General features: G+C 41.4%; 11 protein-coding genes and 1 other RNA gene. 2 read left to right on the forward strand and 10 right to left on the reverse strand.

All coding sequences use genetic code 11. From position 1 onward, the window contains the following. The first annotated feature begins 51 nt into the window (after positions 1-51). Positions 52-522, forward strand: a complete 471-nt coding sequence (locus ACFFRD_RS31755) for a cobalamin biosynthesis protein (protein ID WP_392479769.1) — start codon at positions 52-54, stop codon at positions 520-522. 5 nt (positions 523-527) lie between these two features. Here ACFFRD_RS31755 and ACFFRD_RS31760 read toward each other — a convergent pair whose 3' ends face one another. From ACFFRD_RS31760 to ACFFRD_RS31795, 8 genes are all read right to left on the reverse strand, one after another. After that, a complete protein-coding gene (locus ACFFRD_RS31760; protein ID WP_392479771.1) occupies positions 528-881 on the reverse strand; it encodes a phage holin family protein in 354 nt (117 codons plus the stop codon). Positions 882-1,430: 549 nt separating this feature from the next. Then, the gene (locus tag ACFFRD_RS31765) at positions 1,431-2,516 is read right to left on the reverse strand and encodes a peptidoglycan-binding protein (protein WP_392479773.1); all 1,086 of its coding nucleotides are present in this window, start codon (positions 2,514-2,516) and stop codon (positions 1,431-1,433) included. Positions 2,517-2,607: 91 nt separating this feature from the next. Further along, positions 2,608-3,879 carry a M16 family metallopeptidase gene (locus tag ACFFRD_RS31770; protein ID WP_392483215.1) on the reverse strand — a complete coding sequence of 424 codons (1,272 nt, stop codon included), beginning with the start codon at positions 3,877-3,879 and terminating at the stop codon, positions 2,608-2,610. A 108-nt stretch (positions 3,880-3,987) separates the two neighbouring features. Further along, entirely contained in the window at positions 3,988-5,253 is a 1,266-nt protein-coding gene (locus tag ACFFRD_RS31775; protein WP_392479775.1) for a M16 family metallopeptidase, read from the reverse strand. Positions 5,254-5,585: 332 nt separating this feature from the next. Next, positions 5,586-10,991 (reverse strand): AAA family ATPase, encoded by a 5,406-nt coding sequence (locus ACFFRD_RS31780; protein ID WP_392483216.1) that lies wholly within the window; start codon positions 10,989-10,991, stop codon positions 5,586-5,588. A 352-nt stretch (positions 10,992-11,343) separates the two neighbouring features. Further along, positions 11,344-11,527: non-coding RNA, 6S RNA (gene ssrS / locus ACFFRD_RS31785), on the reverse strand. 60 nt (positions 11,528-11,587) lie between these two features. After that, complete coding sequence (locus ACFFRD_RS31790) at positions 11,588-12,742, reverse strand: 5-(carboxyamino)imidazole ribonucleotide synthase (protein ID WP_392483217.1); 1,155 nt, start codon at positions 12,740-12,742, stop codon at positions 11,588-11,590. Beyond that, positions 12,739-13,230 (reverse strand): pentapeptide repeat-containing protein, encoded by a 492-nt coding sequence (locus ACFFRD_RS31795; protein ID WP_179075602.1) that lies wholly within the window; start codon positions 13,228-13,230, stop codon positions 12,739-12,741. The genes ACFFRD_RS31790 and ACFFRD_RS31795 overlap by 4 nt, the downstream gene beginning before the upstream one ends. 762 nt (positions 13,231-13,992) lie before the next feature. On the opposite strand from ACFFRD_RS31795, the gene ACFFRD_RS31800 reads away from it, so the two are divergent. After that, a complete protein-coding gene (locus ACFFRD_RS31800; RefSeq protein WP_012410419.1) occupies positions 13,993-14,316 on the forward strand; it encodes a hypothetical protein in 324 nt (107 codons plus the stop codon). A gap of 163 nt (positions 14,317-14,479) precedes the next feature. Here ACFFRD_RS31800 and ACFFRD_RS31805 read toward each other — a convergent pair whose 3' ends face one another. Both ACFFRD_RS31805 and ACFFRD_RS31810 read right to left on the reverse strand, forming a co-directional pair. After that, entirely contained in the window at positions 14,480-15,025 is a 546-nt protein-coding gene (locus ACFFRD_RS31805; RefSeq protein ID WP_392479777.1) for an ImmA/IrrE family metallo-endopeptidase, read from the reverse strand. Between the two features lie 4 nt (positions 15,026-15,029). After that, entirely contained in the window at positions 15,030-15,407 is a 378-nt protein-coding gene (locus tag ACFFRD_RS31810) for a helix-turn-helix domain-containing protein (protein WP_392479778.1), read from the reverse strand. Positions 15,408-15,530: the final 123 nt, after the last annotated feature.

Genomic DNA, 15,530 nt, shown 5'->3' on the forward strand with positions numbered 1-15,530 from the left:
CTATAAGCCAACATCAAACCTTGAAGAATTGAATTATGGATAATACACCAAGTGCAACAGGTTTTCTGGGTAGGAATCGGTTGTAAGCGGGGAACCTCACGGCAATTGATTGATTGGGCTATTGAGCAAGCCTTTCGAGAAAATCAACTTTTTCAAAGTGCGATCGCAGGGATTGCCACCATTGACGCTAAAGCCTTGGAAGTTGGTTTAGTAGAAGTTTGCCACCTACGCAATCTACCCCTAAAAACCTTTTCTGCGGAAATTCTTTGCTCTGTCTGTGTCCCCAACCCTGCCACAATTACTGACCACAAAGTAGGTACACCTAGCGTAGCAGAGGCAGCTGCTATTCTTGCAGCGACTCAAGCATCGTTGTTGACTGCTCCCCCCTTTACCAGCACAGAAGCATTGGGAGTGACGTTGTTAGTTCCTAAACAAATTTTCCAGCTACAAGGGCAACCAGGAGCTGTAACGCTAGCTGTTGCCCAAGCCTCAAATATTACGAGTATTACAAAAATTAACTAATTTTTCTAGTCAACAACTCTCAACAAATAGTTAATTATGCTAGAAACAATAGCTAGTACGATTGAACCTAATAAAGCAGGTAAAAAGCCCTGAATCTCAAAACCAGAACCAGGGGTTAAGGTACTTGCTAACCAAAGTGTTAAAGCGTTGATTACCAATGTAAATAAACCAAAGGTGAGCAAGGTAATCGGAAAGGTCAAAATCTGCAAAATTGGTCTAACAAATGCGTTAACCAGACCAATAACCAGGGCAGCGACTAAGGCAACCACAAAATTCTTGATAAAGAATCCCGGAACGATATTAGCAGTAATAAATAACGCCACCGCAGTACCGAGCCAAGTTAATAAAAAGTGTTGCATAAGTTTTTTTAGAGGAATTAGCAGTAAGTTTAATTAATTTCACTGTTGCCAGTTGTGATTTGTAGCACTATGATGTGTCTTTCTGCTTGACTCATAAAGTTGCTATTATCCTTTGTCAGCCCAAAAATAATGTAATTTTTCCGTTCTGGCATAGAGAGATATTTCTAATCGGTGTATCTTTATCGTATTGCAGGATGTACCGGATTAAATTCATCAAGAAGAATTCAGAAGTTAGAATGGGCTACGCTTGCAATACCGTGCGGTTAAGTAATTTTTTGGTTGAGGCAGGCATGGGAAGAAGAGAAGTAGGGGGACAATACTTTTCGGTTAAGGGGGAAAGAGGAAAGGGAAAGGGTTTGAATTTCCCTTTCCCCTTTCCCCTTTAACCTTTCCCCAGGCCAAAAGAGAGATTATTGGGTTTAACCGAAAAGTATTGCCTCTGTACCTTGGGGACTTCCAAAAAAGAAATAAGTTATCAGAACTTCGGAGCATCTTGGCCTGTATAGGCAAAAGAGACGCTGGCTATGCTGGCTATGCTCCCTAGTCAGACTAACGCCGCAAAAGAACCTCCCAGGTAGAGCCACCAACTACACCGTCAGCTTCTAAACCATACCGCTTTTGTGCTGCTTTCACAGCAGTCTCGGTTGTCTCACCAAAGTCTCCATCGGCATCGCCTTTCAAGAAACCAAGCTTTTTCAGTTGTTGTTGCAACTTCACAACTTCAGAACCACGTAATCCTATACGTAAAATTGGCAATCCTTCAGAGGTGTATTGAATACCAGGAGTTCGCTGAGTAGGTGTGTTTTTCTGAGTTCGAGTAGTTTGCCCAGTCCGTGTAGCTGACTGAGTTCTAGCAGTGGATGTAGTACGATTTGGTGTTTTTTGTGTGCTTGAAGTTGTACCTTTTCTTGGGGTAGCAGGTCTTGGCTCAGGGCTAGTCGCAACTTGTGTTACAGCTTTTTTTGGTGTAGCAGGTCTTGGCTCAGAGCTAGTCGCAACTTGTGTTGCAGCTTTTTTTGGGGTAGTAGGTCTTGGCTCAGGGCTAGTCGCAACTTGTGTTGCAGCTTGTCTTGGGGGGTTGGGGTTAGGATTTGCAACGTTGGTGAGGCTGCTAGCCTGGGTTGGAACAGGAAAATTTGTAGCTGAGTTAAATCTTGGCTGGGATGAAGGGATGGTTGATGCTGCTGCTGGTTGATTAGGGAAAAGTCTTTGCCAAGTGCTGGCATCAACAACGCCATCTGGATTCAAGCCAGCTGCTTGTTTAAAACGGGCAACAGCACTGGCTGTATTCTCACTATAAATACCATCTACTGCACCAGAGTAAAAACCCAAAAGTTTCAGAGCTGCCTGAAGTTCAGATACGCGTTCGCCTTGGCTACCAACTTTGAGGTTAGGGCGGCTGATGCTATCTCCAGGATTTATTTGGGCAATTTTTTGCGGCGCTGCTATTGATATTAAAGGTGTTGAGGCAATAAGCAGAGGCGTTGCGGATAACAAGAGTATTTCAATGGCTGAGAAAGATTTCGACCTCTTTGTCCACCAACTTTTTTGCCGTTTTTCCATTCCACAGCGATTTACAGTGGGGTCTAGTAATTTTAAGTAACTCAAAATACTTGCTGTCAGGCTGCTTTGCATGGAATTTACTCCCAGAATATTCTCATGCTAATGGTACAGCCGCTTGGTCTAAAAAACAGCTGCTCTATTTACGATGTCTCGGACGGGCTATTTACGCGATCGCTCGATTAATTGCTTCTTCTTGACCAACTAAAGATAAATAAGGTGATTTTAAATACTTACTAGCGGCAGCGATCGCATCTTTGGCACTCACCGCCGCAATCAATTCTTGAAACTTGGTATCAAAATCAATTCCTAAGCCCAAAATTTCATACCAGCCGTATATCTGAGCAATTTGCCCATTTGTTTGTTTACCCAAGGCGTACTGCCCCAGAATCTTATTTTTCGCAGCTTGCAGGGCGCTTTCAGAGACTTCGGCGGTAGACAATAAATCTACTTCTGTACGCAGTCCCTCTAGGGCAATGCTGGTATTCTCCGGTGCTGTACCCATGTAAACTACAAATGAGGCTGGAAATAGCCTTGTGGAGTAAAAGGCGGATACTTCGTAAGCTAAACCGCGTTTTTCCCGCAATTCGACAAACAAGCGACTAGAAAGCCCATTTCCCAAGTAGGTACACAACAACTTCAGGGCGGCGTAGTCAACAGAATTGACCGATGTTCCTAAATAACCAAGCATCACGATTGATTGTTGTGTCTGTACTGGCTTAAACTTTACCTGCGGTTCCACTTTAATCTCAGGTAAATTCAGTATTGGCAGTGCTTGGGCTGGCGCTTGCCAATCAGCAAAAACTTCTTCCACCAACGCTGCTGCGTCTGTAGATGTGACTCTCCCAGCAATGCTAATTACTACATTATCTGGGCGGAAATAAGTTTGATGATACTTTACCAAATCCGCACGAGTTAAGCTACTCATACTGGTTTCATCTCCCAGCACTGACATAGAGTAGGGATGATTTTGGTACATTACCTGCCGCATTTGTTCAAAGGCGACATTGAAAGGTTGCTCTTTTTGCGAACGAATATCTTGGAGTGCTAAACGCCGTTCTAGTTCCACTTGAGTTTCGGGAAAAGTAGGCGATCGCAAAATCCGCGCTGCCAATGCTAAAATTTCCGCAAAATCTGATGTTACCGTCTTGAAAGATAGCAAAAAATAATCAGTGCCAGTATCCGCACTCAAACTTGCTCCTACAGACTCGACTTTTTCAGCAATTTCCAAACTAGAAAGTCCATCGCATCCCTTTGTCATCACTGCTGATAGCAAATGCGCCAACCCTGCTTGCTCCCGGTTTTCGTTACAACTACCGGCACGCACAAAGATTCGTGCTGCAATAATATCCGCAGCAGGGTTTTCTGCTGCCAGCACGACAATGCCATTATTCAATACGGTGCGATGGATAGGCGATTTTTGCAGCAAGGTTGTCATTTGTCCTTTGTCATTTGTCATTTGTCATTTGTCCTTTGTCCTTTGTCCTTTGTCAGTTGTCATTTGTCAGTTGTCTTTTGCTAATGACTAATGACTAATGACTAATGACTAACACGGTTTAAGTACAGTAACCGCATAATTCTGCGGTGAGAGATATTGTTTAGCTAATTTTTGCAGTTCTTGAGCATCAAAAGACTTAATCTGCTGGGGATATGTCACAGCTAATTCAGCTTGGGCGATGGTATTGTAATATCCATAAAGCCCTGTCAGTTGATTTGGTGTTTCGGTAGAAAACGCATACTCATTACATAGCAACCTGCGTGTACGAGCAAGTTCTTGTTCGCTAATTCCTTCAGTCTGCAAATTATCCAAATGAGCGCAAATTAAAGACTCAACTTCTTCCAGATTTTCTGGTTCCAACCAGGCAGTAATTGTAAATAAACTTGATTCCCGTTGTAGAGAAAAACTACTATGAATTCCTTGTACCAATTGCAAATCTTCTCGCAAATCACGCACTAAACGCGAAGTTCGCCCTTCTGCCAATAACACTGACAATAAATCTAGACCATAGCTAGTGCGGATTTCTTCTACTCCTGGTACTAACCAGGCCATCAACAATCGTGCTTGCTCTATGCGTGGTAAACACAGCTCTTGACGGTGAATTCCTGTTATTACTGGCTTTGTCACTTTCTCAAACTGCGGACAATTCGAGCGTTCAGCAAAATCACTAAATGAACTATTTACTAATTCCAAAGCTGGTTGCTGGGCTATACCCCCAGCAATTACCACAGTCATATTTTCCGGCTGATAGTGGGCATGATGAAAACAGCGCATTGCTTCTGGAGACTGCTGCATCAGTTCTTGCTCAGTACCCAACACCGAACGCCCGTAAGGATGATGCGGATAGATGCTTTGAATTAGAGCTTGAAATCCTATCCAATCGGAATCGTCCTGACAAGAGCGAATTTCTTCTAGCACCACGTCCCGCTCGCGGCTAAATTCGTCTTCTGGAATTGCCGCATTTAGCAGTAATTCGCCCAAATAGGGCAAAGTATCTTTTAAATAAGGGGCGGCTGTGGTGAGTGAATAATTAGCATAATCATAGCTTGTCGCCGCATTACTTACGCCACCCCGGTTTTCAACTTTGGAATCGAACATTCCAGGGGGAAGTGTTGCCGTACCTTTAAAAATCATGTGTTCTAAAAAGTGCGCCATCCCAAACCACGGTTTTGGCTCTAGGCTTGCTCCAGCACGCACCCAAACATCAGCCACAACTACAGGAGTAGTGGGAATCTCTTGATGAATAAAAGTTAAACCACTCTCTAGTCGGAAGACTGAGGCTGGAAATACAGTATTAGCTAGTTGTTTTAACAATTTTTGTAGCTTCAACCACAATTCAATGCAATTGTGTCATCTTAACTCTGAACGATACCTCATTTAGAATCAAGTTATACAGATTTAGTAAAATTGTGCTATTCCTGTCCTCCAGATTACCGAAAAATTAGAAGCTTTATGCATTGAGAGGAAAATCGCAATATTACAGCAGATTTCAACGCGTCTGAAAAACTGACACGTTAGAGAGACGCGATAAATCGCCGTCAAGACAAAGAATGTACTCGTCAATTATTCCTTGACAGACTACTATTTCCGACTTGTGTGTACACCGTAGCTCCGGGTGTACCTCATGTATTTGTAAAACACTGTAGTTAAAACACCGGAATTTCAATGACAAATTCTGTTCCTTCACCAAGCACAGAATTGCACCTCAACCGCCCATTATGGGTTTCCTCGACAATTTGACGAGCGATCGCTAATCCTAATCCCGTTCCTTTTCCAACCTCTTTGGTTGTAAACAGGTGGTCAAAGATCCTTGCTCTAATCTCCTCTGGCATCCCCTGACCGTTATCTTTGATGCGAATTGCAACCTTGTGGTCACTGGATACTTCGGTGTTAATCAGTATTTGGTGATGATTGGCTTGCGCTTGGGCAAAAGAAAGCCCCTCACTGGAAGTATCTAAGGCATCAATTGCATTCGCAAGGATGTTCATAAATACTTGATTTAATTGTCCTAAAAAGCACTTTACTAGTGGTAATTTACCGTATTCGGTGATCACTTCAATTGCTGGACGCTTTTCGTTAGCTTTGAGGCGATACTTCAAAATTAACAGCGTACTCTCAATCCCTTCATGGAGATTACAAGCAACTTTTTCGGTTGTATCGGCTCTGGAGAAAGTGCGAAGACTAATGCTAATGTCTTTAATCCGTTCGCTTGCCACCTTCATTGAGCTTACGAGCTTTGGTAAGTCTTGAGTCAAGAATTCTAGGTCAATTTCTTCGCCATGCTCAATGACTGCGATCGCAGAAGTGGGATGATGTTGTTGGTAGCATTGGATATGGGCGAGTAAGTCTTGAATATACTCTTCGGCATTGTTAAGGCTGCCTTTCAAAAATCCAATGGGATTATTAATTTCATGTGCCACCCCAGCAACTAAATTACCCAAGGTTGCCATTTTTTCATTTTGCACCATTTGTAATTGGGTATGCTCTAGTTCTTGTAGCGATCGCTCTAGTTGATGGGCATAATTTTGAGATTCTTGATAAAGACGGGCATTTTCTAGAGAGATGGCGGCTTGGGTGCATAGCAGTTGGATAACTTCGGTGCGATCGCTTGTAAATGCGCCAATCGTCAGCGGATTTTCTAGATATAGCAGCCCGATGAGTTTACCCTGATTTAACATCGGCGTACACAACACACTCTTAGGTTGTTGCTGCATGAAATATGAATCGGCGATAAAATCAGTTTGTGCTGTTGCATCATCTAGCACAACAGTTTTTAAGCGGCGTTTGACATAGTTTACCAGTGTAATGGGAATGCCTTCGCTGATTGACAATGGTACAGATACCAGAGTCACTCCTTCGTTGATGGTGGCTATAGCTTCAACCACTAAATCACCCTGTTGGAGTACAAGCAGAGCAGCTTTTTGTGCGCCGGCATTTTCCATCACCACTTGCAAAAGGGTAGTAAGTAATTGCTCTAATTGAATTTCACTAGATAGAGCTTGTGAGGCTTTAAAGATAGTGGCAAAATCGAGGGCTTCAGAAATACTGCTGCTAGAAAGGTTTGTGTGGATAGTTTGATGTGGGAATGACGATCCATCAATGGTTGAACTCAGTTGTAAGCGATGATGCTGCCCTTGTAAGATGGGAGCCAGAAGTTGAGGATAGCGTTTTTCTAAATCCTCAGTTTTGGCTTTAGCGCCCCAACGAGCATAACAGTAATAAGCTTCTTGCATATAAACTTGGGCGATTTTTTCTTTGCCCCAATCGAGGTAGAACTTGGCAGCTAGCTCATTGCTCAAAGCTTCTTCTGGGATATATTCGTTTTCTTTCGCCAGAAAAATGGCGCGATCATATAATTCTATTGCTGCCAACTTGTCGCCCAGAACCCGATAGCGTTCTGCTTCCACCAATTCAAATTTGTGCTGGAAATTCATCGGTGCAAATTTGGCTCTAAACTGCAATTTTTCCTGGTTTTCGCCAACCTTTAAGAGTAATTGTTCTTGTTGAGATGGTTCAACCGTTGAATAGACAGCCAGCCGAGACAAAGAATCGTAGTAGTAGAAAACAGGCACAGATAGCATTCCTGCGCCACCGTTAAGGTATTGCTCTCCCTGATTTGCATTCTCAACTGCCGCCGGAAAATTCTCAAAAAGATAATTGAGTGTTAACTTACTTAGGTAAAAGATGTGGAGTGTTAATTCGTCGTTCTCTTCGATCAGCGTAGATAAAAGTTGTTCTTCTTGACAATCTTCACCAATGAAACGCTCTGAATTATCGCTAGATTCGGTTAAATTGTTAATACTGTGACAGATTATATTAGACCAATTTAATAAGCGCTGATTTTGGGCAAAATTAGACTTGTAAGCTTTGATATCTGCTAAGAGAATTTCCAAAACTTCTGTGCCACTTAAATAGACATAGAATAACTTGAAAATCATGGATGCAAGCACATGAAAAAAGTCGCCTGTCTCTAATCCAAAACGATGGGATTCCTGTAATAAACTAATTGAGGTGCGAACATGTTGTTTATTAAATTGATTCAATGCACCCACCTTAAATATAGTCATGCTTTGAACAGATTTTGCTTGAAATCTATCTACAAGCATTAAAGCTAGCTGGCCAAATTCTGAGCCTGACTCCATTTGGTTACAAATATTAAGGACAATTCCAAAATCTGCATACCCTGGTGCAGAAAGTGGTGCATTGCCGTATTTAAGAGATAAATTCACCTCTTCGCAGGCAATAATTGGGAACAGATAAGCCGCAGCCTGATGGATGGCGGGAGCGATGCTAGCCATAATTCGCAAAGCAACCAAAGCTTTGGGATCATTCATCAATGGCAAATCAACTAAGCCCTCAATACTTCTACCAGCCAAGGTGGAGAGCGTGTTGACTACAGATTGCTGAATGTCTGGAGGTGTTACTGATTCAGGTAATGTTACCCCAAGTTGAGCGAGAAGTTCACGCCCAATTGCGATCGCTTTGAATGATTGATTCCGCACCTGATCGGCTTGGAGTTGAACTTCATAAACTTTCACCCTATCCAGTAAGGTGGTTGTTTCTTCCATGACAACCTGGATAAGAGATTCCATCTGCTCAAATTCATTGTTGAGAAAGGTAGCTTCGGCAGCTTCTTCGTATAAACTTCGAGTCAGTTCATAAGCGATTTCCCAACTATTAATTGTCAGCAATTGCATTCCCGACTTGAGATAATGAATTGCTGCACCATAAGCAGTAGCTTCTTTCGCTTTTCGACCAGCATTCAAATTTAACTGAGCTAATTGTTGACGTTCACTTGGCTGGGTGATTAGTGCCATTCCACAATTCAACTGACTGACAATCTCAAAAATTCGCTCCTCTTGCTGAGACTCAGAGGTATTTTGCAACAGTAATTGACCAATTTTAAGATGGGTAAATTGTTTATCTTCATCTGGAATTAGCGAATAAGCCGCTTGCTGCACGCGATCGTGTAAAAATTTGTAGATAGGGACTTGTAAATTGTAATTTAAAGGATTTGAGTTACAATCATGCTCACTATCTTGAAAGAATTTATAAACTTCGCTAGTAGGTAAAACTAACCCTTCTTGCAAAGCTTTCCATAAAGATGCTGCCGTTTCGGTTTCCGATTGTTCAGAAACAATTGCTAAGGTTAGCAAATCAAACTGGTTGCCAATACACGCAGCTAATTTCAACACATTTTGCGTTGCTGCTGGCAACTTCTGCAACTGTAGCGCTACGAACTCTACCACATCATCGGTCAGAGCAAGTGCCTTCACAGCAGCAATATCACATTGCCAGTAACCTTGAGCAAAATTAAAAGTAATCAGTCCATCTTCATATAATGCTTTGAGAAATTGCGTTGCAAAAAATGGATTCCCTTGAGTTTTTTGATAGACGAGTTGCGTTAGGGGTTGGGCAATTTCACCTGAACAACTAAAGGTATCAACCATCAATTGATTTAAACTAGCTTTATTTAACGGAGCTAAAGCAATAGTATGAATCGTGGCATTGACTTTGCGAATATCTGCTAAAGTCAACATTAACGGATGCGCGGTAGATACTTCATTATCTCGATAAGCTCCAATTAAAAGTAAAGATCCACTTCCTGATTTACTCATCAACAACTGTATCAATTTGAGTGATGCAGAATCGCCCCACTGCAAATCATCGAGGAAAATTACTAATGGATGTTCTTTTGTAGTGAATACCTGAATGAACTTTTGGAAGAGTAAATTAAAGCGATTTTGTGCTGCACTTGGTGAAAGTTCGGTTGCAGGTAGTTGTTGATCAATAATTTGTTCGAGTTCGGGAATTACCTCAAGAATGACTTGTCCTTGATCGCCCAGAACTTGTAATATTTTACTTTTCCAAGTTGACAATTGAGTATCACTTTCACTGAGCAATTGCCCCATTAAGTCTCGAAACGCCTGCACAAAAGCGGAGAAGGGAATATTCCGATTAAATTGGTCAAATTTGCCTTTGATAAAGTAGCCCCGTTGCCGGACAATAGGTTTGTGAACCTCGTTAACTAAAGCAGTTTTACCAATACCAGAAAAACCAGCCACCAGCATTAATTCTGTCTGATTGTTGGTAACACGGTCAAAGGCTTTGAGCAGAGTTTCAACTTCATGCTCACGACCATAGAGTTTTTCTGGGATAATAAAGCGATCGCACACATCCCGTTGAGCAATTGGAAAACTTACAATTTTCCCCGTTTCTTTTAGCTGATGCAAACAATTTTCTAAATCATATTTCAGCCCAAATGCGCTCTGATAACGGTCTTCGGCATTTTTCGCCATCAGTTTATTTACAATAGATGAAAGTACAGGCGCAATTTGGGGATTAATCTCATGTACTAAAAGCGGAAGTTTTGCAATATGACAATGTACCAATTCCATCGGCTCGTGCGATTTAAATGGTAATTCCCCTGTTAGTAACTCGTAAAATGTTACACCGAGAGAATAAAAATCAGTCCGGTAATCAATTCCCCGATTCATCCGTCCAGTTTGCTCTGGAGACAAATAGCCAAGTGTCCCTTCTAACACATTAGGACTCATCAGGGTTTGAGTTTCTCGTGGCAACAGAGATGCAATACTAAAGTCAATTAACTTAACTTCTTTAGTGTCTGGATTAATTAAAATATTGGCGGGTTTAATATCTTTGTGAATGATCCGATTACGAATTAGAATATCTAATGTATTGCACAGTGCGATCGCTACTTGTAAAAACTCTTGTAGAGACGCAGTATATCGTGTCTCTACAGAGGTCAAATAATCTTTGAGAGAAATTCCCCCAAAGTCTTCCATCACTAACGCATAGCCATTCTGATAGGGTTCCAGGCTGTATGTTTGAATGATTCCAGGTAGATTTAAGTTTTTGGCGATGGTGAACTGGTTCCGAAACTGGATCAATTCAATGAAACTGGGATAAACAGTTTTCATCAGCTTAATCACCACAGATTTTTGGTCAGTTTCTCGATTAGCGCGATAAACCAAGGTTCGAGAACCATTGTAGAGTTCTTTGCTAACGTGATATCCGGGAATGCTGACCATACGGCTTAATTCTTGAGACTTCACTATTTAGTTTTCCCAAAAACATGGCTATATTTACTGTCAGTTCACTCATTTTGAGATGATAGAAGGAATTAATTTTATGATGGGAAAGGAATCGATCACCCATTGTATTGAACAACCTGGCAGCAGATGTTAAAAATACATCTCCAAAAATGAATTTAGAGACATAGCAGTTCTACGTCTCTACAAGCGGAGTGGGATTATTCAAGTTTAGTAATCAACTAAACATGACATCACGTTAGTTTAAGATTTCTGGTTTTTACTACAAATAATAATGATTTAAATAATTAAAGCTCCCAAATTCTAACTGATTTTGGAAGCTAATAATTTTAAGTTCACCGCGACGCCGTTTTACCTAAGTTTATGACCTGGGTTTATCCAGGTGGGAACCTAAATTCCTCGTTTAAAGTTTCCGGGTACATGCCCGGTATACTGCCACGAGAACAGTTGACTCCCTTGTCATTAAAGGCATAGATCAAAAAACTTGATGGCAGTCACCAACGTCGTAGTGCAACTCACTCATTATAGCTTTTCAAAAGATTTTGTGTGTTCAACATCGAAAGTTTCTGCTCAATTTACCTGGGATACCAGATAGATTCTATGGTGTGGGCGATCGCACTTGCGGATTCTCTATTCTGATTATCCAGTAAAACGGTAACATGCCCTAACTTCCGCCCAGGACGTGATTCTGTCTTCCCATACCAGTGAACATGCGCCTGGGGAATCTCGGCTAATTGTTGACGCTGGCTTTGGTAGTCGCTGTGAGAATTTTCATACCCCAGCAGGTTTACCATCACAGCACCAGCGCACTGCAAACCTGGATTCCCTAAAGGTAAACCACAAACTGCTCTGAGGTGCTGTTCAAATTGAGAAGTTTCACAAGCGTCAATAGAAAAATGCCCAGAATTGTGGGTACGAGGCGCAATTTCATTTACCAGCACTTTACCATCAGCCTTGAGAAATAGCTCAATTCCAAAAATTCCCACTACTTCTAGGCTATTTAATAGAGTATGTGCGATCGCTTGAATTTCTGCTACTTGATTGGGTGTAATATCAGCAGGCGCAATTACCCGCCGACACACTTGTTGTTCTTGTTGGGTTTCCACTACTGGGTAAGTTACAATTTCTCCCTCCACAGAACGCGCTGCAATTATTGCTAGTTCTCTTTCAAAAGGGACAAATTCTTCTAACAAGAAAAATGATTCATTTAAAGGTTTTGTTATAGTTTCATAACTTAGCTTTTGCTCTAAAGTATCAAAATCCTGAATTATGAAAGTACCCTGACCATCATAACCGTGGCGGCGGGCTTTGAGGACTGCTGGAAAACCTAGATATTCTATTTTTGATTGGAGATGTTCTACCTCATCAAGAGCGAAAAATTGAGGAACTGGTAAACCCAAATCGCGTAAGTAGCAACGCTGATGATATTTATCTAAAAGTGGAGCTAAAGCTTTTAAGCTGGGACGGAAACAAACACCTTGCTCTGCTAAAACAGATAAAGCTTGCAGGTTAACAAATTCATTTTCAAAGGTGATGACATCGCATTTTTGAGCTAATATTTGCGTAGCACTTGCGTCATCAACTGGCGCGAAGAGAGTTTCCTGAGCGATTGACACGGCCGGGTCGTGAACGCTTGGAGTTTGTACTACTAATTCTACTCCTAGCTTCTGTGCTGCATCCGCCATCATCCAGGCAAGTTGCCCACCACCAATTACACCAACACGTTTCATTGACATCCTAGAGATTCACGAGTTTGCACACCTGTTTTGGAATTCACACCACTGGCTTTTGTACACAGTTCTTTAATTTGCGCTCTATCCAAAATTGCATCTGTAAAATCTGCACCGTCTATATTCACATCATTAAAGATGGCACGGAGCAAAAGAGCTTCTTTGAAAATTGCATCACTCAAATCGGCCTTAGTCAAGTTTACCTGATCGACCATTGCATTAGTTAAGTCTGCTCCGTGGAGATTTGCTTTTGTCATCACCGAAGCACTCATGACTGCTCCCCGTAAATCAGCGTTTGAAAAGTTAGCCAGTTCCATGTTGGCATTAGAAAACTCCGCAGCTTGCAAACTGTCACCAGAAAAATCACGTCTTGACAACTCTGCATTGCTAAATGACAGTGGATGAGTCCAGTCTACTGCCAGCGCGGGGTCAGCCACGCACCAGATAATAATTCCAAGAAGGAACGCCAACCCTTGCCGCCAAAACATATCGAGAGTCAATTTGGTGTCTAATCGCTGCATTTAAGCTTACCGCATTTGAATATTAGCAAGACTGGCTAATTCTAATTGAGACTCGCAGCCTTGCTACTGGATTTGGGGGATGTGTATTTCCCTTCCTTAATATTTTGTAACGCAAAAAGGGCATAAGCTTCTCACCTTGAGCAAAATTATGCCTCCGACTTTGGGTAGAGAAAGGCAATCTATGAGCGTTCGCACTAAAGCAGGATAATAATTACTAAATAGCGATCGCAATGATTGAGTATAAATTACTTGTCACATCAAGCAAGCTTTAACAAAACATCGAAGGGGGAGCATAATATCACTCTTAATGATGATAAAATTTGAAATCTCTAACTCTCAAGGAATATTTTTGCTAGATAAAAAATATCTACAACAGACGATGCCTAACACTTGTTGATTTGTTCACAATTATTAATTTCTAGATTTGAATTTCAGGATATAAAGGATTTTATTAAGCAGTAATACTCACCAACTTATTTACAATTCTTGACTTACAACTTTCCAAGTAAAGTTTATTGTCTTTTAAATTAAACAACCGCCATCAACTGCTAATCTTTTAATTAGTGAAAGCAAGGTTTGAGCGCAATTATAAGCGTTCCCAGTGCTTAACAAAGCTTAAAAATTGGATAATTAGCGTTAATTTTATAGCGATTAGTTAGTTCTTCAGGAATCTCCAAGAGTTTACATTCACCGAGTACACAACTTCCACAAACCGAACTCCCAAACCCGATGATGAATCATTACTCACTTCAATGGATTGAGGCATGGTGCCAAGAAAATGGCTGGACAGATTTATTTGTTGAGCGACGTAACAACTTCTGGGCTTTCCCTCCGGGTGGGGTAATGCCAGAACCAATCCCAGTTAATGTTCTTAGAGGCATTAAAGCTGAGAAGGGATTGACCTTTGAAGAAAGATTGTGGTCTATGTCCGCAGTGATTGGCACAATCATAGCTGTTCTTTTTACCTTTTGGTTTCAGTCGCCGATGCCATTAGTTTTGGCATTCGCTTTTAATGCTGTTACGGTAGCTCAATTTGAACTTGAAGATGCCTAAATTCTTGTTTTGGGCTTTGCAATTAAAAACTGCTCTTGTCTACTTTTAGCAAGAGCAGTTTTTAATTTCAGATAAAGAGACGAAATCACTAAAGTTTCAGCTAAAGATTACTAGTTATTCATTAATGAATTCTGTTTCTTGGCAGAGCAAATATTGTAATACATTAGCATTTGACAGAGACTTCAGTTACATTGCTGCGAAACTTCACCATCGCTTCACTAGCGCCAAAATGTGCTGCAATTTGAGGTAACAGCATGTTTCGTTGTGTCGCCCATAATAAACCACGTTTGGGAATTTGCAGGCATCCCCCTAGATAAGTTGCTTCATCTTCGTTGTTTTGTTTACGTTTTGGTAGTCCAGTCAACGAATCAAAGCCAACAGGCTTATGATTGAACAACACATGAGCTATTTCATGCATCAGATTTGATTCATACCGTGCAGGTGCATGACGCGGGTTGTATACAATCCATAGTGGGTTATAGCGTATAATTCCTGCTGACCAACCATCGCTAGCAAGTAATACTGCTACTTGCTCTGACTCTAAATTTGGAACCTGATCGGGTGTAAAAAGTCTTGCTCTTAACTTTGCTGCTAGAATGTCTGCGGGCAAAGGTTCAAACGATCGCACTCGAAGTAAGCTTCGTTGTTCAGTTGCGATCGCTTCACAGCGTTGCCTAAATTCCGGCGATAGACTTTGAATTAATGGCATATATTTAGGGATCTTGCTTCAATTCGCCATTATTTTGAGACAAATCACGATACGCTGCTTTAACTAGAGATGCTAAAGCATTGGCGATCGCTGGATCAAGATTTTTGTCAGCGCGTAGTTGAATAGCGATCGCTTCAGGCGTATCCAGCTGATCGTCCTCTGAGCTTCTAAACAACTCCGCAGGTGGCACTTCTAGCCAGTTACAAAGTGCCAGAAAAGTTTCCATATCCGGCATTTTCCCACTCTCTACTCGTGAAAGAGTGGATGGACTAACATTACCAATCTCCGCCGATGTTTCCCGTAGTCCTCTGCTGCCGCGTTTTTTGCGGACTAGGCTTGCTAACCGTTCTATATCTAGATAACTTCCCATTTCTTTGCTCATGTATCACAAAAGAATAAATTGTCTCTTAGTTGACACAAAATAAATAATATTGTACGGTTTATGAAACAAATGTATCACGCTTGAAAAAGCTCGTGTTGTTCAAAAAATCCTCTATATGAAGGA

This window comes from Nostoc sp. C110 (genome assembly GCF_043099725.1).
In the GTDB taxonomy this organism is placed as follows: Bacteria; Cyanobacteriota; Cyanobacteriia; order Cyanobacteriales; family Nostocaceae; genus Nostoc; species Nostoc muscorum_A.

What these genes read in the sequence shown, in the direction of transcription:
- ACFFRD_RS31760 (WP_392479771.1), bottom strand. Translation starts at nt 881, where the DNA reads ATGCAACACTTTTTATTAACTTGGCTCGGTACTGCGGTGGCGTTATTT.
- ACFFRD_RS31765 (WP_392479773.1), bottom strand. Translation starts at nt 2,516, where the DNA reads ATGCAAAGCAGCCTGACAGCAAGTATTTTGAGTTACTTAAAATTACTA.
- ACFFRD_RS31770 (WP_392483215.1), bottom strand. Translation starts at nt 3,879, where the DNA reads ATGACAACCTTGCTGCAAAAATCGCCTATCCATCGCACCGTATTGAAT.
- ACFFRD_RS31780 (WP_392483216.1), bottom strand. Translation starts at nt 10,991, where the DNA reads ATGGTCAGCATTCCCGGATATCACGTTAGCAAAGAACTCTACAATGGT.
- ACFFRD_RS31790 (WP_392483217.1), bottom strand. Translation starts at nt 12,742, where the DNA reads ATGAAACGTGTTGGTGTAATTGGTGGTGGGCAACTTGCCTGGATGATG.
- ACFFRD_RS31795 (WP_179075602.1), bottom strand. Translation starts at nt 13,230, where the DNA reads ATGTTTTGGCGGCAAGGGTTGGCGTTCCTTCTTGGAATTATTATCTGG.
- ACFFRD_RS31800 (WP_012410419.1), top strand. Translation starts at nt 13,993, where the DNA reads ATGATGAATCATTACTCACTTCAATGGATTGAGGCATGGTGCCAAGAA.
- ACFFRD_RS31805 (WP_392479777.1), bottom strand. Translation starts at nt 15,025, where the DNA reads ATGCCATTAATTCAAAGTCTATCGCCGGAATTTAGGCAACGCTGTGAA.
- ACFFRD_RS31810 (WP_392479778.1), bottom strand. Translation starts at nt 15,407, where the DNA reads ATGAGCAAAGAAATGGGAAGTTATCTAGATATAGAACGGTTAGCAAGC.